At 31.2% G+C, this 20,446-nt stretch carries 19 protein-coding genes; 14 read left to right on the forward strand and 5 right to left on the reverse strand.

Annotated features, from left to right (window positions below; all coding sequences use genetic code 11):
- Window positions 1-81: 81 nt before the first annotated feature.
- The 4 genes from yaaA (at window position 82) to OCU55_RS00990 (ending at window position 4,026) form a co-directional block, all read left to right on the forward strand.
- Complete coding sequence (gene yaaA / locus OCU55_RS00975; RefSeq protein ID WP_261850456.1) at window positions 82-843, forward strand: peroxide stress protein YaaA; 762 nt, start codon at window positions 82-84, stop codon at window positions 841-843.
- Between the two features lie 173 nt (window positions 844-1,016).
- A complete protein-coding gene (locus OCU55_RS00980; protein WP_183278672.1) occupies window positions 1,017-1,286 on the forward strand; it encodes a metal-sensing transcriptional repressor in 270 nt (89 codons plus the stop codon).
- Window positions 1,287-1,296: 10 nt separating this feature from the next.
- The gene (locus OCU55_RS00985; protein ID WP_261850457.1) at window positions 1,297-3,735 is read left to right on the forward strand and encodes a heavy metal translocating P-type ATPase; all 2,439 of its coding nucleotides are present in this window, start codon (window positions 1,297-1,299) and stop codon (window positions 3,733-3,735) included.
- Between the two features lie 93 nt (window positions 3,736-3,828).
- Window positions 3,829-4,026 carry a heavy-metal-associated domain-containing protein gene (locus OCU55_RS00990; protein WP_261850458.1) on the forward strand — a complete coding sequence of 66 codons (198 nt, stop codon included), beginning with the start codon at window positions 3,829-3,831 and terminating at the stop codon, window positions 4,024-4,026.
- Between the two features lie 51 nt (window positions 4,027-4,077).
- Here the strand turns inward: OCU55_RS00990 and OCU55_RS00995 are convergent, their stop codons facing one another.
- From OCU55_RS00995 to OCU55_RS01005, 3 genes are read right to left on the reverse strand one after another with little or no spacing between them, the layout of a single operon-like run.
- Entirely contained in the window at window positions 4,078-4,737 is a 660-nt protein-coding gene (locus OCU55_RS00995; RefSeq protein WP_261850459.1) for a DUF1292 domain-containing protein, read from the reverse strand.
- Between the two features lie 24 nt (window positions 4,738-4,761).
- On the reverse strand, window positions 4,762-5,412 hold the full coding sequence (locus tag OCU55_RS01000; protein ID WP_261850460.1) for a PspA/IM30 family protein: 651 nt from the start codon (window positions 5,410-5,412) through the stop codon (window positions 4,762-4,764).
- 14 nt (window positions 5,413-5,426) lie between these two features.
- Window positions 5,427-6,038, reverse strand: a complete 612-nt coding sequence (locus tag OCU55_RS01005) for a hypothetical protein (protein WP_261851490.1) — start codon at window positions 6,036-6,038, stop codon at window positions 5,427-5,429.
- 762 nt (window positions 6,039-6,800) lie between these two features.
- Between OCU55_RS01005 and rpsA the strand changes: the two genes are divergently transcribed.
- A complete protein-coding gene (rpsA, locus tag OCU55_RS01010) occupies window positions 6,801-7,961 on the forward strand; it encodes a 30S ribosomal protein S1 (RefSeq protein WP_261850461.1) in 1,161 nt (386 codons plus the stop codon).
- Between the two features lie 18 nt (window positions 7,962-7,979).
- A complete protein-coding gene (locus tag OCU55_RS01015; RefSeq protein ID WP_261850462.1) occupies window positions 7,980-8,492 on the forward strand; it encodes a tetratricopeptide repeat protein in 513 nt (170 codons plus the stop codon).
- Between the two features lie 40 nt (window positions 8,493-8,532).
- On the opposite strand, the gene pyk is transcribed toward OCU55_RS01015, so the two are convergent.
- Window positions 8,533-9,951, reverse strand: coding sequence for a pyruvate kinase (gene pyk, locus OCU55_RS01020; protein ID WP_261850463.1), 1,419 nt, complete (start codon window positions 9,949-9,951; stop codon window positions 8,533-8,535).
- 480 nt (window positions 9,952-10,431) lie between these two features.
- On the opposite strand from pyk, the gene OCU55_RS01025 reads away from it, so the two are divergent.
- The 3 genes from OCU55_RS01025 (at window position 10,432) to OCU55_RS01035 (ending at window position 13,490) form a co-directional block, all read left to right on the forward strand.
- Complete coding sequence (locus OCU55_RS01025; protein WP_261850464.1) at window positions 10,432-11,889, forward strand: aminoacyl-histidine dipeptidase; 1,458 nt, start codon at window positions 10,432-10,434, stop codon at window positions 11,887-11,889.
- A 484-nt stretch (window positions 11,890-12,373) separates the two neighbouring features.
- On the forward strand, window positions 12,374-13,006 hold the full coding sequence (locus tag OCU55_RS01030; protein ID WP_261850465.1) for a C40 family peptidase: 633 nt from the start codon (window positions 12,374-12,376) through the stop codon (window positions 13,004-13,006).
- Between the two features lie 160 nt (window positions 13,007-13,166).
- The gene (locus OCU55_RS01035; RefSeq protein ID WP_261850466.1) at window positions 13,167-13,490 is read left to right on the forward strand and encodes a nucleoside triphosphate pyrophosphohydrolase family protein; all 324 of its coding nucleotides are present in this window, start codon (window positions 13,167-13,169) and stop codon (window positions 13,488-13,490) included.
- 139 nt (window positions 13,491-13,629) lie between these two features.
- On the opposite strand, the gene OCU55_RS01040 is transcribed toward OCU55_RS01035, so the two are convergent.
- Window positions 13,630-14,463, reverse strand: coding sequence for an AraC family transcriptional regulator (locus OCU55_RS01040; protein WP_261850467.1), 834 nt, complete (start codon window positions 14,461-14,463; stop codon window positions 13,630-13,632).
- Between the two features lie 238 nt (window positions 14,464-14,701).
- On the opposite strand from OCU55_RS01040, the gene OCU55_RS01045 reads away from it, so the two are divergent.
- The 5 genes from OCU55_RS01045 to OCU55_RS01065 all read left to right on the forward strand — a co-directional run bounded on the left by OCU55_RS01045 (window position 14,702) and on the right by OCU55_RS01065 (window position 20,402).
- A complete protein-coding gene (locus tag OCU55_RS01045; RefSeq protein ID WP_261850468.1) occupies window positions 14,702-16,444 on the forward strand; it encodes an ABC transporter ATP-binding protein in 1,743 nt (580 codons plus the stop codon).
- Window positions 16,444-18,225 (forward strand): ABC transporter ATP-binding protein, encoded by a 1,782-nt coding sequence (locus OCU55_RS01050; RefSeq protein ID WP_261850469.1) that lies wholly within the window; start codon window positions 16,444-16,446, stop codon window positions 18,223-18,225. Before OCU55_RS01045 ends, OCU55_RS01050 begins: the two co-directional genes overlap by 1 nt.
- Before the next feature lie 216 nt (window positions 18,226-18,441).
- Complete coding sequence (locus tag OCU55_RS01055) at window positions 18,442-19,137, forward strand: hypothetical protein (protein ID WP_261850470.1); 696 nt, start codon at window positions 18,442-18,444, stop codon at window positions 19,135-19,137.
- A gap of 423 nt (window positions 19,138-19,560) precedes the next feature.
- Window positions 19,561-19,821, forward strand: a complete 261-nt coding sequence (locus OCU55_RS01060; RefSeq protein WP_261850471.1) for a DUF4321 domain-containing protein — start codon at window positions 19,561-19,563, stop codon at window positions 19,819-19,821.
- An 11-nt stretch (window positions 19,822-19,832) separates the two neighbouring features.
- Window positions 19,833-20,402, forward strand: coding sequence for a Maf-like protein (locus OCU55_RS01065; RefSeq protein ID WP_261850472.1), 570 nt, complete (start codon window positions 19,833-19,835; stop codon window positions 20,400-20,402).
- The last annotated feature ends 44 nt before the right edge of the window (window positions 20,403-20,446 follow it).

A 20,446-nucleotide genomic window follows, 5' to 3' on the forward strand; every position in this document is an offset into this window, starting at 1 on the left:
TCTCTAAAGCTAGTGATTATTTTAGAGATATGCAAAGAAAATATGTAAAAAAACTGATTAAGATGTATATGAGGTGAAGAGATGATAATGATAATATCTCCAGCAAAAACACTGGATTTTAGTAATAAAGATCAAGAATTAAGACTAAATAGACCAAAGTTTTTAAAATATTCAAAAGTATTGATAGATGAGTTAAGAAAAAATTCTCCAGATGATATTAGCAGATTGATGAAAATTAATTTGTCATTGGCTGAAATGAATCATACTAGATATTTGCAATGGACTAAAGAAATAAGTAATATAGACAAACAAGCAGTTCTAGCTTTTAAAGGAGAGGTATATAGGGGATTGAGAGCAGGAGATATGTCAGTAGATCAATTAGAATTTGCTGATAAACACTTAAGAATACTATCGGGATTATATGGAATACTTAAGCCTTTGGATGGAATAAAACCTTATAGACTAGAAATGGGTATAAAATTGAAACTTGATGGTCATAAAAATCTTTACAGTTTTTGGGGAGATAAAATAGCAGAGAATATTAATGACGAGCTAGATAAGCATAATGAAAAGTTTTTGATAAACTTAGCCTCAGAAGAGTACTATAAAGCAGTTAAAGAATATATAAATCATCCCGTAATCAATATAACATTTAAAGATAGAAAAAAGGGTGTTTATAAGATAATACCTATATACGCCAAGAGGGCAAGAGGTCTTATGGCTAGATATGTGATAGAAAATAAAATTGATACTGTGGATGAATTAAAAGAGTTTGATATGGAGGATTACATATACTCAGAATACATGTCCTCTGGAAAAAACTTAGTGTTTTTAAGAGGATAGTGTATATATAAGATATAAACAACTAAAATTAATTATACTATGCTTTATATAAAAAGCTTTGAGGATTATTAAAATTTTAATCAATAAAAAATATTAATGGTATATTGACAAAACCAAATTGAAGGAATATTATATAAACATAACACCCCCCATAGGGGGTGGGGAGGTGCGATATGAACGAGGAAAAGAAAAAAGCTCTTCAAGCTTTAAAAACCTGCAAAGGACAAATTGAAGGTATTATAAAAATGATTGAAGAAGACAGATACTGTATAGATATATCTAACCAGATGATAGCAGCTCAAGGGCTTCTTAAAAGAGCTAATAAATTAGTTTTAAAGCAACACATGACACTCTGTGTTAAAGCTGCAATAAAAAGAGAATATGATGCAGAAGAAAAAATAGATGAGGTATTGGGTATCTTAGATAAATTAATGGATAAATAAGGAGGCAATAATGATAAGTAAAACTTTAAAAATAGAAGGCATGACCTGTGCAGCTTGCGTTAGGAGAGTTGAGAAAGCAGTAGCAAAGTTAGATGGCGTTAATGAGGCTGCAGTTAATTTGGCTACAGAAACTCTTAAGGTTTCTTTTGAAGAAGATAAGCTATCACTAAATGATGTTGAAGTAGCTGTTGATAAAGCAGGATATAAAGCTATTTCTACAGTAAAATCTGCTAAGGTTAAAGTTGAAGGCATGACTTGTGCTGCATGCGTGAGTAGAGTAGAAAGATTCGTAAGAAAGGTTTCTGGTGTAGAAAAGGCAGAGGTTAATTTGGCAACAGAAACTTTGACGGTAGCTTTTGACTCAGACGTTATAAGACTTTCCGATATAAAGAAAGCAGTGGAGAAAGCTGGATATAAGGCTGTGGAAGATGACAAAGAAGATGAGCATAGGGATAGGAAGCTACAAGAAATTCGATCTATGAAAAGAAGGCTTATAATATCAGCAGTCTTTACAGTTCCGTTATTATTGATAGCTATGGGACATATGCTTGGAATGCCACTACCTGTATTCATAGATCCGCATCATCACCCACTTAGCTTTGGGATAGTTCAGTTAATACTTGCTACAATAGTTATTGTAACAGGAATAAAATTCTTTAAGGTAGGATTTAAAAATCTCATACAGCTTAGTCCCAACATGGATACACTTATAGCTGTTGGAACTTCTGCAGCATATATTTATGGATTGTTTGCAATATATAAGATAAGCCAGGGTTATATGGAGTATACTATGGATTTATATTTTGAATCTGCAGGTACAATATTAACTTTAATAACATTAGGTAAATATCTTGAGGCCATAACTAAAGGAAAAACTTCAGAAGCAATAAAGAAGCTAATGGGATTAACGCCCAAGACAGCTACTATTTTGAAAGATGGGGTTGAAAAAGTTATATCTATAGATGAGGTAGAGGTTGGCGACATAATTATAGTTAAGCCAGGTGAAAAACTTGCTGTGGATGGAAGCATAATAGAAGGACTTACTTCTATAGATGAATCAATGCTTACAGGAGAAAGTATTCCTGTGGAGAAAACAATAGGGGATAGTGTATACGGGGCAAGTATTAATAAAAACGGAATGATAAAATACAAGGCTACAAAAGTTGGCAAGGATACTGCTCTAGCCCAAATCATAAGACTTGTAGAAGATGCTCAAGGATCTAAGGCTCCAATAGCTAAAATGGCTGATATAATATCAGGATATTTCGTTCCGGTAGTTATAGGGTTAGCACTGATTTCTAGTATTACATGGGCACTTCTTGGTCAAGGAACCATATTCTCACTTACAATATTTATCTCAGTTTTAGTTATTGCATGCCCTTGTGCATTAGGACTTGCTACTCCTACAGCTATAATGGTTGGAACAGGGAAGGGAGCAGAATACGGTGTGCTTATAAAAAGTGGAGAGGCTTTAGAAACAAGCTATAAGATAAATACTGTTGTATTTGATAAAACAGGAACGATAACAGAAGGAAAGCCAAAGGTTACTGATATAGTAACAGTTAATATAGAAGAAAATCAGCTATTAACCTATGCTGCTTCAGCAGAAAAAGGTTCAGAGCATCCTTTAGGTGAAGCAATAGTAACAGAGGCCGAAAATAGAAGTCTTGAATTTAAGGCAATTGAAAGCTTCAAAGCTATACCAGGAAAAGGTATAAGAGTAACCATTGATGGAAAATCAATACTACTTGGAAATAAGAAGCTATTTAATGATGAAAATATAGATATTAATGTATTAGAAGATAATGCAAATGTACTTTCTGAGCAAGGAAAAACACCAATGTTTTTATCTATAGACGGACAAATATCTGGTATTGTTGCGGTTGCTGATACTGTTAAATCCAACAGCAGAGAGGCTGTAAAGGCATTGCATAAGATGGGGATTGAAGTAGTAATGTTAACTGGGGACAATAAAAATACCGCTGAAGCTATTGCGAAGGAAGTTGGAATTGATAGGGTGGTAGCAGAAGTAATGCCTGAAGATAAATCAAATAAGATAAAAGAAATTCAAGGTGAGGGTAGAAAGGTTGCAATGGTTGGTGATGGAATAAATGATGCTCCTGCGCTAGCTGCTGCAGATGTTGGTATTGCAATTGGCTCTGGTACAGATGTAGCTATAGAATCAGCTGATGTGGTTTTAATGAGAAGCGATATTTTAGATGTTATTACAGCTATAGATTTAAGTAAGAAGACCATAAGAAATATAAAACAAAATCTTTTCTGGGCTTTTGGGTACAATACCTTAGGTATACCAGTAGCTATGGGAATTTTATATGCCCTTGGAGGTCCGCTTCTAAACCCTATGTTAGCAGCATTTGCAATGAGTTTCAGCTCTGTTTCAGTGCTTCTAAATGCACTAAGACTTAAGAGTTTTAAGCCAATGGTTTAGTAAAATTAGTTTGCTAGAGAGAAGCTGCGGATTTATCTTCTTTCTAGCAAGATTTTAAAAAATATTATATTTATATAAAAGGAGAGATGTACCATGAGTAAACAAGTGAAAATAGAAGGAATGTCATGTATGCATTGTGTGAAGCATGTTGAGAATGCTTTATCAACATTAGAAGGTGTAGAAAGCTTCAAGGTTGAAGTTGGATCAGCTGTAGTTGAAGGAAATGTATCTGATGAAGCATTAAAGAATGCTATCGAAGAAGAAGGATACGATGTTGTATCTATAGCATAATAGAGAATAAAAAACTGCCTAGTATTTAGGCAGTTTTTTTTATATATCTATTTAAAGGTCAGCGCTTTCGAAAGTTTCTACTATGAAATCAAATTCATTTGGATTAGATATTTCACCATAGGTATCCTCTGATATGCCAGGGTAGTAATATAGTATAAACTTATCATCTTTATCAAAGATATTTTGTATTATAATATATTGTCTATCTAATTCACAATCTTGAAGAGTTGCTAATACATTGTATTTTGTACTTCTACCAGTACCATTGTTAGTAAGATCTAATGTAAAGTTTTTATGGTAGGTAACATTTATCTTTTCATGATCACAGCTCTTTATGAAAGAGTTATGCCTACATCCTCTACAGCTGTTAAAACTACATTCCTTTACACAGTTTAAACAAGCACAATTTGAACAATTTTTAAGTTGTACAAAATCTTCAAAATTATCATTTTTAAAAGAGGTAAGCAAGCCTTCATATTTATTTCCCTTGAAAAGTCCACCTACAAAAGAAGTAGTTTTATTTTCGGTTTCAGCTGCATTCAAAAGTTCTATATATTTTTTTAATACATCTCTTTTAACATTATATTTTCTTATTTTTAAGGTTTTTTCTGAAAGGAAGGGAGCAACATTGTCAAGCCCGTAGCTTATATCAACATACACCTTGCCCCATATATCTTTTTCTGATTTTACAAATTCTAAGTCCTTGCTCATCTCATTCACCTATATAATTTATTATTAAGAATTTTTATATTTTGCAAGTTCTGCATCTAAATCTGTAGTACCTAAAGCTTCAAATTCATTTTCTAAAGAATCTACTTGTCTCAAATCACCAAGACCTTCAGCAAGAGCTTCTTTTCTTTGAATCTTTCTTTCAATGTCATCAACAGATATTGTATTTGTCTTAGATTGAACATTTGCAAGTATCTCATTGACTTGTTTTGAAGCTTCAGCATTACTATATCTAGCAGCAGCTTCATCTCTGTAACTCCTAGTTTTTTGTATTTCATCTTCAAGAGCTCTAAGATTTTTCTTGATTAATTCAGCTTTTGTGGAAGCATCTGTATAGCTTGTTTTTAATGACTCATATTTTTTATCAGCATCAAGTTTTCTTTGAAGAGCTCTCTTAGCTAAATCTTCATTACCTTTAGCAAGGGCTAACTTAACCTTTTCATCATATTCTTCAGATTCTTTTTTAGCTATTACCATTTTCTTTTCTATTTCATGAACATTACCTAATATTTGAGCAGATGAAAGCTTTGCTTTGTTTAAGTTTTCTTCCATATCTCTTACCTTTTGATCTAAAAGTAGTATTGGATCCTCCATATTATCTAATGTGTCATTTACCTTTGCTTTAAACATATTTGACATTCTTGAAAAAACTCCCATGATTTTTCCTCCTATTATCTTCTTCTCATATATTTTTTTATTAAGTGAATAATTATAAGTAGTATTATTATTGTAAATAATATCTTGAATACACTACCTACCACACTAAATGGTGAACTGTATCCAAAGAATGGTCTGTTATAGCCAGAGTAACTGCTTCTCCCAAAGAACGGTATCGGTATTGGTATATAGGATCTTTTAGATCCGTTATTATATTGAGAACCAGAGGAAGTTGAACTACCCGGACTACTACTTGAAGAACTTGAACTGCTACTTGAGTCTGGCTTTGAGTTTGAAAAAGACCCTGATTTGTAACCACTAGTTGATGAACTAGAACCACTGCTTGCTTTCGAAGGCGATGAACTTGAACTACTACTTGAACTTGATTTACTGCCGCTTGAAAAGGATCCAGATTTATAACTACTAGAAGATTTAGATGAACTAAAAGAACTAGAAGATTTAAAGCTCGAAGATTTTCCACCTTTTGAAGCTGCGTAAACAGTTTTATTATTACTAAATCCGCCAAAAGCATTTATACCATCTATGGTATAACTTGAAAAAATAAATACAAATGTGAGGATCAACCCAAACAAAAAGCGCTTTTTATTTTGGTTTATGATAAACACCTCCAACATATCGCCCTGCGATGTTTTTATTATATGGTATTATAAACTATATTTCAACATATAAAATAACTCTTATTGTATTTAAAAGTAACTTTTATAGCTTTTTATCATATGCGTTCTATGTATTTCTCAATATATCTCATGTTTTCTCTTGATATCGTGAATCGTAAGTGTTATTTTATAACTCTTTATGTCTTCGGCTAGTTATACAATAAAATAAATAATTATAATTTATTATCTTTATTGTATTGATTAGAAAATTTTTATTGTTTATAGAAAATAAGCCTGTACTAATATATAATATTTCTTATTATCCTAAAGTTTGTAACTGCAATTCAGGAATGACATGTGTATATAAGGATAATATTAAGATTCTCGAAGAGAAATGAGTTGAGTTTAATAATGAAATATTATTGGTTGTCTTTAGCTAACAAGAAAAAAGATTAATTAATTTAGATATATAACACAGTGTAATAAGATTATACCATAGGCAGCTATAATAATTATAAAGTATTTGAAGTTTTTGGCAAAGTAAATTTTGGTTTAGTTTACATCTTGTTTAAAAAGTTTTACTTATGTAAAATTATAGATGGGGAGCTGTAATATAGTAATTAATTATTTAAACTATAATCGTCTACATTTTATACTAGACAATATAAAATAATAGATGTATTGCGATTATATTTTTGTAGTTAATTTGCAATATGTAAATCTCATAATAAGTTAATGGACAAATATCATTAATACTAAGGAGTGTGTATTATGGAAAAAGATTTAACGAAGGAAATGTCAATGGGAGCGATGATGGATAATTATGATTTTAAAAGAATCCATTCTGGAGAGGTTATAAAAGGGAAGATTATAAATGTTACGAAGGATGAAGTTTTTGTAAATATAAATTATTTTGCTGATGGAATAATTTCACGTAGTGAAGTTACTGATGAAGCTGATGTGGATTTAACTCAATTATTAAATGTAGATGATGAAATAGATGTAATGATACTAAGTACTGATGATGGAGAAGGAAATGTAGTATTATCAAAAAAGAAAGCAGATGAAATTAAGGTTTGGGATGATGTAAAAGAAGCCTTTGAAAGTAAGAAAGTTATTGAAGTTAAGGTTAAAGAACAAGTTAAAGGTGGATTTATAGCATTATATAAAGGAATAAGGGTATTTATTCCAGGTTCTCAAGGAGCTTTTGAATGGAGAGATAACTTCAATCAATTTGTTAATAACGTAGTAGAGGTTGCTATAATAGAGTTTGACGAAGATAAAAAGAAAGTTGTTGCGTCAAGAAGAGTAATTGAAACAGAAGAAAGAGAAAAGAAGAAAGAGAAAGTATGGAAGTCTTTAAGCGTAGGTGAAAAAATAAGCGGTAAAGTTGTTAGGCTTGTAAAGTTCGGTGCTTTTGTAGATTTAGGTGGTATAGAAGGCCTTGTTCACGTTTCTGATCTTTCATGGAAGAGAATAAATGATCCTTCTGAAGTAGTTTCAGTGGGAGATGAAGTTGAAGTATTTATACAAGAAATTGATCAAAAGAAGAACAGAATTTCTCTTGCTCTTAAGGATGTAGCTACTAACCCTTGGACTAATATAAAAGCAAGATATAAAGTTAATGATGTTGTACAAGGAAGAGTGGTTAAATTCATGAATTTTGGTGCTTTTGTAGAATTAGAACCAGGTGTAGAAGGACTTGTTCATATTGCTGAGATATCAGAAGAAAATATAGCAAAGCCTTCAGATGCATTAAATTTAAATGATATGGTAAAAGTAAAAATACTAGATATAGATGAAACTAATCACAGAATAAGCCTTAGTGTGAAAGAAGCCTCAGAGAAATCAAGGGAGTACTTACAATATAATGATAGTGCAGAAGGTGCTAGTTTAGGAGAGCTTTTTGGAGACTTATTTAAGAATCTTTAAGATTAGTTCGGAGGAATAATGGGAAATAAAAGCTCAAAGCCATTTTATCTTCAGTCTGAAAAAAATAATTTGAAAGTTAAAATTACAATAGGGTTAATACTTCTGGTATTAGCTCTAATTACACCACCATTATTTTTAATTGTTATTATTTATATGGTATATATAGCTTTTGAAGTTAAGAAGAATAAAAGTGAAGAAGTAATTAAGTTTGAAGAAATACTTAGATTATATTCTAGTGAAAGCTATGATCAATGCATTGTAGAATGTAATGATTATACTAACAAAGATAATTTAAAAATACATATAATCAAAGCACTATGTTTATATGAAAATAAAAATTATCAAGAATTTATAAATATAATAAAGCAGATAGATACAAATAAGCTTGATGAGGATATAGATATACTTTTGAAACTTGCTCAAAGTTATGAATATACTGGACAGATAGATGAAGCTAAAACAATATATAAAAAACTGCTTAAATATCAACCTAAAAGTCAGTTTCTTAAGGATAAAATTGAACAAAAATAAGACAGTGGAAATCCACTGTCTTTTTACAATTTATAGAGAATTATAATTTCTCTATCTTAAGCATATTTGTACCACCAATATGAGCTGTAGGCATTCCAGCAGCAACTATTATGTTTTCACCAGTAGTTGCAATACCAACCTCTATAGCAGCATTTTTAGCTTCATTTATTATTTCGTCTGTAGTACTAAATTCCTTACAAATTCTAGGTATAACACCAAAGTTTAAAGATAGATGTCTTCTTACAGTATCATTAGGCGTTATAGCAACTATTGGGCAGCTTGGTCTGTATTTTGATAATAATCTTGCAGTAGCCCCACTTTGAGTAGCCGCAACAATAGCCTTAGTAGGGAACTTAAGTGCTGTTTTAGCTGCAGAGTAACTTATTGCATCACCAAAAGCAGAAAGACTTGGTTCTTTAAGTCTTCTCATAAGATGACCGTAGTCTAAATTGGCTTCAGTTTCTTTTGCAATCCTAGACATTGTGCTAGCAGCCTCAATTGGATAATTTCCAGAGGCACTTTCTCCACTAAGCATTATTGCATCTGTGCCATCAAATATTGCATTACAGATATCACATGCTTCGGCTCTCGTAGGTCTAGAATTTCTTATCATTGAATCAAGCATTTGTGTAGCAGTAATAACTATCTTACCAGCTTCATTACATTTTCTTATAATAGACTTTTGTATTATAGGTACTTTTTCTATAGGAATTTCTACTCCCATATCACCTCTAGCTACCATAATTCCGTCAGAAACTTCTATTATAGAATCTATGTTATTAACACCTTCTTGACTCTCGATTTTTGAGATTATCTTAATGTCTGTACCACCATGTTCATCAAGAAGAGAACGTATTTCTGTTACGTCTGAAGATTTTCTTACAAACGAAGCAGCAACAAAATCAACACCCATTTCACAACCGAATTTTAAATCTTCTTTGTCTTTATCAGTTATGCCAGGAAGTTTTATGTTCACATTAGGTACATTTACGCCTTTATGGTTTTTCATAGTTCCACCAACAATTACTGTACAGATAATGTCTTTTCCTTCTACTCTATCTACTCTGAATTCTAATAATCCGTCGTCTACAAGAATAGTTCCGCCTGGTTTTATATCTTCATAAAGAACCTCATATGAAATTGAACATCTTGTTTCATCTCCAAGGATTTCTCCACCGCAGCTAAATATAAATTGGTTACCTTCTTTAAGGGTAGCCTCATCATTAACAAAGTTATGAGTTCTTATCTTAGGACCTTTTATGTCCATTAAAATAGCAGTAGGAGAATTAAGTTCATCTCTTAATTTTTTTATTAGATCTATTTTAACTTTATGATCTTCATGGGTTCCGTGAGAAAAGTTTAATCTTGCCGCACTCATCCCGATTTCAATAAACTTTTTTAATATGTCTTCATTGTCACTTGCAGGGCCAATTGTAAAAATCATTTTTGTTTTTTGCATATAAACACCTCACAAATTTATTTTATATAAAGATGTACTTGTCTAATTACAATATCGTGTGCATGACTCTTCTGGGTTAAAAGAAGAGAATTTGAAAATGTAAGTTTAATTATAACGGAGTACATCTATAATATTCCCAGTATGAATGATTTAAATTAGGTATTCTTTAAGTAACTTATTGAAATTAATAGGTATATATAGTGTATGTTTTAGTGACATTAATAAAGTAAGAGAATAATTTAATAAAATACCTTAATTTCAACTATAATTTTAAAGATATATTATAATAAAGAGCATTATTAATAAAAAATGATAATTATAAAATGAGAAAATTCTAAAAGTTAAAATTGCTTAGAGGTTAAAGAATATGTATTTACAGGATTAATATGCTATATTATAAATATAGATAAAACACTTTTAAAGTGATTATAGTATTATTTTACCATACAATTTAAATATTGAAAGGAAGATGTAATAAATATGGAAGTTTTATCACATTTAGAACCAAAAGAAGTTTTTTATTATTTTGAGGAAATTTCTCAGATTCCTAGAGGATCAGGAAATGAAAAAGAAATAAGTGACTACTTAGTTAACTTTGCTAAGAGCCATGGATTAGATGTTATTCAAGATTCTAGCTTGAATGTAATAATAAAGAAACCAGGAACAAAAGGTTATGAAAATGCACCAACAGTTATAATTCAAGGTCATATGGATATGGTTTGTGAAAAAAATAAGGGAACTGAGCATGATTTTGAAAAAGACCCTCTTAAGCTAAGAATAGAGGGAGATAATGTATTTGCAACAGGAACAACATTAGGAGCAGATAATGGAATAGCTGTAGCGTATGCTTTAGCAATATTAAGCTCAAAAGAAATAGTTCATCCACCACTTGAAGTTCTTATAACTTCAGATGAAGAAGCTGGAATGGGAGGAGCTATGAATTTAAGTCCTGAACATATAAGCGGTAAGATACTTTTAAACTTAGATTCTGAAGAAGAAGGATTCTTACTTGTAAGCTGTGCAGGTGGAATAAGAAATAAAGCAGTTTTGAACATAGAATGGGAAGCTATAAAGAGTGACGTTTCAAAGGCTGAGGTAAAAGTAAGAGGTCTTAAAGGCGGACATTCAGGAATGGAAATAAATAAAGAAAGAGGAAATTCCAATAAGATAATGGGAAGAGTACTTAAGAGCATACTTGAAGAAGTTGATTTCAACTTAGTAGCAACTAATGGTGGTTCAAAAAATAATGCAATACCTAGAGAACATGATTCTTTAATTGTATTCCCAAGCGACAAATTGGAAGTTATTAAAGAGAAGATTAGCACTTGGAATCAAATATTAAGCAATGAATTTAAAGCGGCAGATCCAGATGTTAAGATAGAGTTTGAATTGGTTGATACTGCAGTAGAAAAGGTGTTCTCTAAGAACACTACTAGAAAAGCAGTGGAGCTATTATATCTTTTACCAAACGGGATAGATACTATGAGTATGGATATTCCAGGACTTGTTCAAAGCTCTACAAACTTAGGGGTTGTTACTACTTTTGATACTTCAGTAGAATATGATAGTGCTACAAGAAGTTCTGTTGGATCTTTAAAAGATGAAATAATAGCAAGAACTAAAAATATTGCAGAGATTATAGGAGCAGAATTTGAAACATCTGCTGATTATCCAGAATGGCAATACAATCCAGAGTCTAAGATAAGAACAATATGTCAAGAAGTATATAAGACAATGACAGGAAAAGAGCCAGAAATACTAGCAATTCATGCTGGATTAGAATGCGGTTTGTTTACTGAAAGACTTGGCGCAGATATAGATATGATTTCTTTTGGTCCTAATCTATACGATGTTCATACTCCAAATGAGCATATGAGTATAACTTCTGTAAAAAATCTATGGGATTATTTACTTAATGTATTAAAAGAAATAAAGTAAAAATACAAGAAAATTTAATATAAGAAATATAGATGGCCATGAAAGAAAATAAAAATTCTTAGTGGTCATTTATTTTTGATGCTGTTAAAGTACTGTGTTGAAATTAATTGGTTAATCATCCGACGCTCTTTAGATGAACAACTCTATAATTGAATTTATATTTTTAAATCCTCTGCTTAGAAACCAGCAGAGTTTTAAAAAAGTTGCCGCATTACTCGAAATTTAGTGTCTATTGCTAAATTAATAAAAATACTAGTGGAAATTTATAAATAAGATGGTAAAACGGAATTTAATTAGTAAAAATAAAAATGTTTATGAATATTTCATAAATATTTTATTAAATTCCTTGACCTACCATACAAAAGTTTACTATAATGTAAAGGTAGTTACAAAGTGGTGACAAATAAATTTGCATATATGAATGAAAAGGTTAACATTAAAAAAGAGACTTAGGGGATAATTAGGTATGAGAGGGGAGAACAAAATGAGGAAGGGACTTAAGATTATAGCAGCAGGCTTTATTTGCTCAACTTTAGCATTTGGACTAGCCTCATCTAGGGAAGCGAAAGCAGACACAACGGCAAAGAGTGAGCAAGGGATTGTTTTAAAGACAGCTGAACTAAAGAGCAACAATAAAACAATTGTATCGCCAAAGAGCGAAGAAAGTAGCGATTCAAAATCTAAAAGCAAGTCAACTGGAAGTAGCAAATCAAATGGAAGTACAAATGCTTCAAGAGGAGGTACTTCAACCGCAGGTGGCGGTGCAGTTTCAATTGCATATCAATACTTAGGTAGACCTTATGTATTTGGTGCAGCTGGACCAAGAGCTTTTGATTGTTCTGGTCTTACTCAATATGTTTATGCTAAGCTTGGTGTAAGCTTGCCACATTATACTGGTGGTCAATATTCTATGGGTACTTCAGTATCTAAAGGAAATCTTAGTCCAGGAGACCTAGTGTTCTTCAATACTTATGGTCCAATAAGTCATGTTGGAATATATATAGGCGGTGGAGATTTTATACATGCTCCATCATCAGGAAAGAATGTAACTGTAAGTTCTTTAAGTGAGTCTTACTATGCTAGCAGGTATGCTGGAGCAAGAAGAGTAAAGAACTAAAATTATTAGAGCTAATTAAAGCCTGTGCTTATAAGCACAGGCTTTTTTGTCTTCTTTAATCAATTTATAAATCATTACTAAATATGACAGACTGGTGTCATAATAATACTATTATAATGTAGAGGTAAACAATAAAAGATTATAAGATGGAGGATGAAGCATGAGTAATTTAACCTTTAATGAAATAGTTGAACGTTCAGTTCAGATTAGAACTAGTTATCATCAACTTGAACGACAATTTCATGATGAGGAATGGAGTGTAGAAGAAGATGCACTTGCCTTCTTAACAGATGCTGGATTAGTTGGTCGATTGACAATGTCTCAGCAAGGAAGATGGCCAGAAGGTGGAGATAACACATTAAAACTTGAACATAAACTTAGCGAATGTATATGGTGGATTATTGTTTTAGCGAAGCGTATGGATATTGATATAAATGAAGCTTTAAAGAAATTCTTATTTGAAACTATCAATTTTCAAGACTAAAGCTTTATACATATAGTTATGATGTAGTACGATGTGTAATATTAGGTTGAAATGATCTCAAGTTGTTTCAACTAGCACTAAATTAAAGACCATGCATAATTGAAGCTTTAAATCCAATTATATGCATGGTCTTATAATATTAACTAACTTTTGAAGGTGAAACTCCATAGTACTTCTTAAATAATTTGCTAAAGTAATAGGCGTCTTCATAACCAACGCTTTTAGCTGCTAGCTTTACTGGTAACCTTTCCATCTCTAATAGTGCTTTAGCTTTTTCTAATCTTATTTTTATTAAGTAATTTATAGGTGAGTCACCGGTTTCTTCTTTAAAAATCTTAGATATATACACTGGACTTAGATACATGTTTTTAGCTATTTTATCTAAAGATATCTCATTCATATAGTTTTCATTCATAAAATTTATTATGGACTTTACTAAGTTTTGTTTATCAGTTGATTCAAAAGAATATTTCACTGTATCTTTTATGCTTTCTTTAAAATGAGTTTCCCTAAGAAGTATAACTAAAAGTTTCATAACTAAAGCCTTTAGGACTAAATCATATCCTAGTGCATTATTTTTCTGTTCCTCGATTATATCAGTACAACAACTAAAGAATTCTTCTGCATGTTTTTTTAATCTTATTACAGGAGAATTGTCCTTGGTTAATATAAAATTTTTCTTAAAGCCTTCCAAACGAAAGTTAGTTATGCCGATATGAAGTTCATGGAGTTCTGACATATCAGTTATAAATTCTCTATGATATATACCTGGATTAAAAAGAAGTATATCGCCTTTATTTATCATCATACTTTCTTTTTCTATATTATACTCAACAAATCCATCCATAATAATGCTTAGCTCAATAAAGTCATGACTATGATATTGAGTTTCCATGGCTCCTCTGTTAACAGCATCAAAAACATATAATATTTGAGGATTGAAGGATTGAGCGCTTATACCTGTGTAACACATTTTATCACCCCTAACAATAGTACATTATAAATATACATCAGTATAAGAATATACATCAATAGTTTAAGAAATTACATTTATATTTTTTATTATTTAAGCAATAATTTATCTGTAATATAAGTAAGGGTGTACTAGCTGGATTTATTTGATTTTCGAAGCTCAACTAGGATTTTTGAGAACAAAATAGGAATATTGAGTCTAATATAAATAGTACATCAATTAAGGAAGGGGAGAAAAAATGGGTAGTCTAAAATGGATATGGAGTTATTTGAAAAGGTACAAGTTAAAGTATTTTATCGCATTATTTATGGTCTTAATTGCATCAGCACTTAACATGATAAATCCATTTCTTTCAGGTAAGATTGTAGATAAAGTAATTGGTGGTGGTGACAAAAAGATTCTGATATCAATACTGTTAATGATGATTGGAGTATCTGTAATGAAGGCAATTGACAGATATATATTCCAGATGATTTTTGAGTTCGTTTCTCAAGATGTCATATTTCAAATAAGAGAAGATTTATATAAAAAACTCTTAAAGATGGATTTTGAGTATTACAACAATACTCGAACTGGTGATTTAATGGCACGTATGACTGGTGATACTGATGCTATAAGACATTTTGTAGCTTGGGTTGTATATAATGTATTTGAAAACTTGACTTTGTTTATATTTGCTGTAGTAATGATGTTTACTGTAAATGTAAAACTAACAATAGCATTAATACTTATAACTCCTATTATAGGATTTTTAGCAACAAAGATGACAAAGGAAGTAGGACCTACTTTTTATGCTATAAGAGAAAGTTTTTCAAAGCTTAACTCAGTTGTTCAAGAAAATATAAGCGGAAACAGAGTGGTAAAGGCTTTTGCTAAAGAGAAATATGAGATTGAAAAATTTAGTGAAGCTAATGAGGATTATAAATTTAAAAATCTAAAGTCTGCGAAGGTTTGGGAGAAGTATCTTCCTGTTCTAGATTCACTTGCGGGTGTACTATCTGTGATAATGATGTTGATAGGTGGAATTATGGTTGTAAACGGCACTATGACCATGGGAGATTTGGTTGTGTTTAATGGTTTTATATGGGCGTTGAATAATCCTATGCGTATGGCTGGATGGCTTATAAATGATTTTGAAAGATACGTAGCATCAACATATAAGATAAGAGATTTATTAAATGCAGAGGTAAAGATCAAAAGCCAGAAGGAAAAACAAACTGTTGATGGGATAAGAGGAGACATAAAGTTTGAAAATGTAAGCTTCAGTTATGAAAATGAAGAGATACTTAATGATATATCCTTTGAGATAAATGCAGGGCAAACAATTGGTATACTAGGACCAACAGGAGCAGGTAAATCAACTCTAGTTAATTTAATCTGCAGATTCTATGATGTTACCAAAGGCAAAATAGAAATTGATGGAGTTGATATTAGAAAACTTGATATTATTAAGCTTCGAGATAGGATAGCAGTTGCAATGCAAGATATATTCCTTTTTTCTGACACTATAGAGGGAAATATAGCTTATGGAAGACCAGAAGCTACTTTTGAACAGGTTCAAAGAGTTGCAAATGTGGCTGGTGCCCATGAGTTTATAGTAAATATGCCAGAAGGCTATGACACAATAATTGGAGAAAGAGGTGTTGGACTTTCTGGAGGACAAAAGCAGAGAATAGCTTTAGCAAGAGCACTTCTTAAAAATCCTTCAATATTAATATTGGATGATACTACTTCAAGTGTAGATATGGAGACAGAATTGAAGATACACAAGGAACTCAGATCAATCTACAAGAATAGAACTAATTTTATCATAGCTCATAGAATTTCTTCTGTAAAAAGTGCAGATCTTATTTTGGTTCTAGATGATGGTAAAGTAATTGAAAGAGGAACTCATGAAGAACTGCTAAAGAAGAGAGGATACTATTATAGTGTTTACGCAAATCAATTTGGAGATTTTGATGTAATAAGGGGGGCGGTGTAATGGCTAGAAATAAATTTGATGTAGATGAAGAGCTTGAAACCAGCTTTAGTTTAGAACATCTAAAAAGACTTCTATCATATATAAAACCTTATAAGAAAGACATAACTATAACTGTTTCGCTCATGTTCTTAGCCAATATGGCAAGTTTACTAGGCCCATATCTAATTAAGGTAGCAATGGATGATAAGATACCTAATAAGGATATAAGAGGTCTTGGAGTATTGGCGGCCATATTTCTTTTAACCTTAGTGATAACTGGTGTATGCATGAAGTATAGAATAAGATCAATGTCTATGATTGGTCAAAATGTACTTAGAAAAATGAGGTTAGATTTGTTCACAAATCTTCAAAGACTTCCTTTTAGTTATTACGACAATAGGCCTCATGGAAAGATTTTAGTAAGAGTGGTTAATTATATTAATTCCTTAAGCGACTTACTATCAAACGGATTAATAAATCTCATTACAGATACTCTTAGTTTATTTATGGCAATTGGTTTTATGCTTGCTATAGATGTAAAGCTTACTTTAATTAGTATAGTAGGAATCCCGGTACTTTTAATCGTAGTTATGATTCTTAAAAAAGCGCAAAGAAAAGCCTATCAGATTTTAAGTAGTAAGCAATCAAATATGAATGCATATATACATGAAAGTATTAACGGTATAAAGGTTACACAGTCTTTTGCTAGAGAAGAAGAAAACTTAAGGATATTTAGAGAAGTATGTGATAATTATAGAACCTCATGGTTGAAAGCTGTAAGTATACAATTCTTACTTTGGCCATCAGTGGAAGTAATTTCTACATTAACTGTATCATTAATATATATAGCAGGAATATATTACTTATCAGCTGAGGTATCAGTAGGTGTATTAGTTGCATTTGTTGGATATGTGTGGAGGTTTTGGAACCCAATTTTAAACATAGGTAATTTTTATAACTCTATAATAACAGCAATGGCCTATCTTGAAAGGATATTTGAAGCTATGGATGAAAAGCCTGTAGTTACCGATTTGCCAGGTGCTAAAGAAATGAAAACAATAAAAGGTGATGTAGAGTTCAGAAATATTACATTTGAATATGAAGACAACAAACCTATACTAAAGGATATAAACTTTAATGTGAAAGCAGGCGAGACCGTTGCGCTGGTTGGTCCTACAGGAGCAGGGAAGACCACAATAGTTAATTTGTTAAGTAGATTTTATAATATAGAAAATGGAACTGTACTGATAGATGAAACCGATATAAGCACTGTAACTCTGAACTCCTTAAGAAAACAAATGGGAGTTATGCTTCAAGATTCCTTTATATTTTCTGGAACAATAATGGAGAATATAAGATATGGTAAGCTTGATGCGACAGATGAAGAGGTCATAGAAGCAGCTAAAATTGTGAGAGCCCATGATTTTATATGTCAGCTAAAGGATGGATATAAAACAGAAGTTAATGAAAGAGGTACAAGATTATCTGTTGGACAAAGACAACTTATTTCCTTTGCAAGAGCTCTTTTGGCAGATCCGAAGGTTTTAATACTAGATGAAGCAACCTCGAGCATAGATACTAAAACAGAAATCTTGCTTCAAGAAGGATTAGATAATTTGCTAAAAGATAGAACATCCTTTATTATTGCACATAGATTATCTACAATAAAAAATTCTTCTCAGATAATGTATATAGATAACGGTGTAATATTGGAACAGGGGACTCACGATGAGTTAATTGACCGTAAAGGTGCTTACTTTAAGTTATATAATTCTCAATTTGATATATTAAATGCTGTATAGAAAATATAAATTTTTTAAACTGAGAGCTAGTTTTATCTAGTTTTCAGTTTTTTTTATAATTTTATCTAACTGTACAATCTGTGCATGTACAAAGCGAATTACTTTAAGACTAAAATCAGTAAAATAAAAAATGTAGTCATAACTTGAGATATTTATAAATACAAATATTTATAAGTACAATTATCCTTAGGAATAAAAAATAGCGAGGTGAAGGAAATGAAATACACAAGATACGATCTAAATAAGAGACAGACGAATGGTGGAAAAGTGATGGTTTTTTTAGTAATAGTGGTGGTTGTAGCATTAACCTTAGGAACTGCCCTGGCCAAAATAATATTTACTAAAACCTCTGATACGGCTAATAGCCCTAAGGCTAATAGCACTGAACAGGTGGGAAATGCAAACAAAGGAGATACTACAGTTTTTTCATTGGTTCAATGTGGGTATTATTCAAAAAAAGAGAATGCAGATGATAACAAGACTAAACTAAAGGATAAGTATAATTCTTTTACTTTAAAAGATAATGACAAATTTAGAGTAGGAGTTTTGATTGGTAAGACTGATGAAGCTGATAAGCTTTCTAAGGATCTTACAGCAGCAGGCGTAACTAACCTAAAAGTGAATTTTGAAATAAATAATAAAGATTTGTGCTCTAAAGAATTAGCGGAAATGGTAAGTGGATATCTTCAAGTAATTCACACCTTAGAGGGTAAGGATACTAAGAGTGTTAAAACTGATGAATTTAAAAAATGGACAAACAGTCTTCAAGAGGATAGTAAAAGTGAAAGTTTTAGCATATTTCAAACTTTGAAAAAGAGTATAAATGACTTACCAGCAGAAATGAGTAAAGATAATATTGAAAGTTCATATGGAACAATATTTACAGCACTTAGCAACTTTAAAGTAAAATAGAAAAACTTTTTATTATATGGATGCACCACTTCATTATGAAATACATATTTAAAAGAGTTCGTAAGATATTATGAATCTTAGTATGTGGCTTCAAAATGAGGTGGTATATTTTTGTGCTTCATTTAACAGATATAGTGGATTAAACTTCACTTTAATTAAATATTTAAATATAAATTTTTAAATTAAGAAAAGTTGTTAATAGAATGTTTAAAATAATATTATAAAGAAGTCGATTACATACAGGAATTTTAATATTTTCTTAACCATATTTAAGAGAAAGTATAAGATAATAAACCATGAGCGGACGCTTTTTCACTTAATTTGCCAATATTATAAAAAAACTTTAAAAAAAAACAAATACCCTTGTTATAACATTTATTAAATGATAAACTATAAAAGATGTAAAAATGAGGTGGGGTAGCAATGAAGGCAGGTTCTAGAAACGTTGGTATACTTATATTTTTTATCTTTTTAGGCTTATTATTAGGAAGTCTAGCTGGAGAAATTTTAGGAGATAAATTTGGTTCGCTAAAGTTTTTAAAGACTTCATATTCTATTGGTACGCCTACGCCAGTTGCACTAGATTTGAAAGTATTTCTTTTAACAATCGGTATGAGTATAAAAATAAATATTCTATCAATTATTGGAGTTATATTGGCAATAATACTATACAAAAGGTATTAGGATGTGATAATTTGAATTTTATATTAGCTTCGGCTTCTGATAGGAGAAAAGAACTTCTCAGCAGATTGGTTAAAGAGTACGAGGTTATACCATCTTCTTTTGATGAAGATTCCGTTAAATTTGCAGGGGATGTAGGGAATTATGTTAAAGAGTTGTCCCTTGGTAAAGCAGAGTATATAAGAAATGACATAAAAAAACCTAGTATAATAATTGCAGCTGATACAGTTGTAAGTTTAGAAGACAAGGTTTTGGGGAAACCTAAAGATAAGGGGGATGCCTTTAAGATGTTACAATCTCTAAGTGGCAAAACCCATCAGGTATATTCAGGAATCACAGTAATCAATACTGAAAATAATAAGTTAATCTCAGATTACGTATGTACTGATGTTACATTTTCTGAATTATCAAAAGAAGAAATAGATGAGTACATAAATACCGGTGAACCTATGGATAAAGCAGGTTCTTACGGAATCCAAGGGTTTGGGGGCGTTTTCGTAGAGAAAATAGACGGCTGCTATTATAGTGTAGTGGGCTTACCTCTAAACAAGTTGAAAAACATTTTGATAGATATTGTTAAATAAATTGGGCATGGGGAAAGATATTAAGATAAAGCTTTTAAATTATA

It is taken from the genome of Clostridium folliculivorans (genome assembly GCF_024341905.1).
Taxonomy (GTDB): Bacteria; Bacillota; Clostridia; order Clostridiales; family Clostridiaceae; genus Clostridium_AR; species Clostridium_AR folliculivorans.

What these genes read in the sequence shown, in the direction of transcription:
- yaaA (WP_261850456.1), top strand. Translation starts at nt 82, where the DNA reads ATGATAATGATAATATCTCCAGCAAAAACACTGGATTTTAGTAATAAA.
- OCU55_RS00980 (WP_183278672.1), top strand. Translation starts at nt 1,017, where the DNA reads ATGAACGAGGAAAAGAAAAAAGCTCTTCAAGCTTTAAAAACCTGCAAA.
- OCU55_RS00985 (WP_261850457.1), top strand. Translation starts at nt 1,297, where the DNA reads ATGATAAGTAAAACTTTAAAAATAGAAGGCATGACCTGTGCAGCTTGC.
- OCU55_RS00990 (WP_261850458.1), top strand. Translation starts at nt 3,829, where the DNA reads ATGAGTAAACAAGTGAAAATAGAAGGAATGTCATGTATGCATTGTGTG.
- OCU55_RS00995 (WP_261850459.1), bottom strand. Translation starts at nt 4,737, where the DNA reads ATGAGCAAGGACTTAGAATTTGTAAAATCAGAAAAAGATATATGGGGC.
- OCU55_RS01000 (WP_261850460.1), bottom strand. Translation starts at nt 5,412, where the DNA reads ATGGGAGTTTTTTCAAGAATGTCAAATATGTTTAAAGCAAAGGTAAAT.
- rpsA (WP_261850461.1), top strand. Translation starts at nt 6,801, where the DNA reads ATGGAAAAAGATTTAACGAAGGAAATGTCAATGGGAGCGATGATGGAT.
- OCU55_RS01015 (WP_261850462.1), top strand. Translation starts at nt 7,980, where the DNA reads ATGGGAAATAAAAGCTCAAAGCCATTTTATCTTCAGTCTGAAAAAAAT.
- pyk (WP_261850463.1), bottom strand. Translation starts at nt 9,951, where the DNA reads ATGCAAAAAACAAAAATGATTTTTACAATTGGCCCTGCAAGTGACAAT.
- OCU55_RS01025 (WP_261850464.1), top strand. Translation starts at nt 10,432, where the DNA reads ATGGAAGTTTTATCACATTTAGAACCAAAAGAAGTTTTTTATTATTTT.
- OCU55_RS01030 (WP_261850465.1), top strand. Translation starts at nt 12,374, where the DNA reads ATGAGGAAGGGACTTAAGATTATAGCAGCAGGCTTTATTTGCTCAACT.
- OCU55_RS01035 (WP_261850466.1), top strand. Translation starts at nt 13,167, where the DNA reads ATGAGTAATTTAACCTTTAATGAAATAGTTGAACGTTCAGTTCAGATT.
- OCU55_RS01040 (WP_261850467.1), bottom strand. Translation starts at nt 14,463, where the DNA reads ATGTGTTACACAGGTATAAGCGCTCAATCCTTCAATCCTCAAATATTA.
- OCU55_RS01045 (WP_261850468.1), top strand. Translation starts at nt 14,702, where the DNA reads ATGGGTAGTCTAAAATGGATATGGAGTTATTTGAAAAGGTACAAGTTA.
- OCU55_RS01050 (WP_261850469.1), top strand. Translation starts at nt 16,444, where the DNA reads ATGGCTAGAAATAAATTTGATGTAGATGAAGAGCTTGAAACCAGCTTT.
- OCU55_RS01055 (WP_261850470.1), top strand. Translation starts at nt 18,442, where the DNA reads ATGAAATACACAAGATACGATCTAAATAAGAGACAGACGAATGGTGGA.
- OCU55_RS01060 (WP_261850471.1), top strand. Translation starts at nt 19,561, where the DNA reads ATGAAGGCAGGTTCTAGAAACGTTGGTATACTTATATTTTTTATCTTT.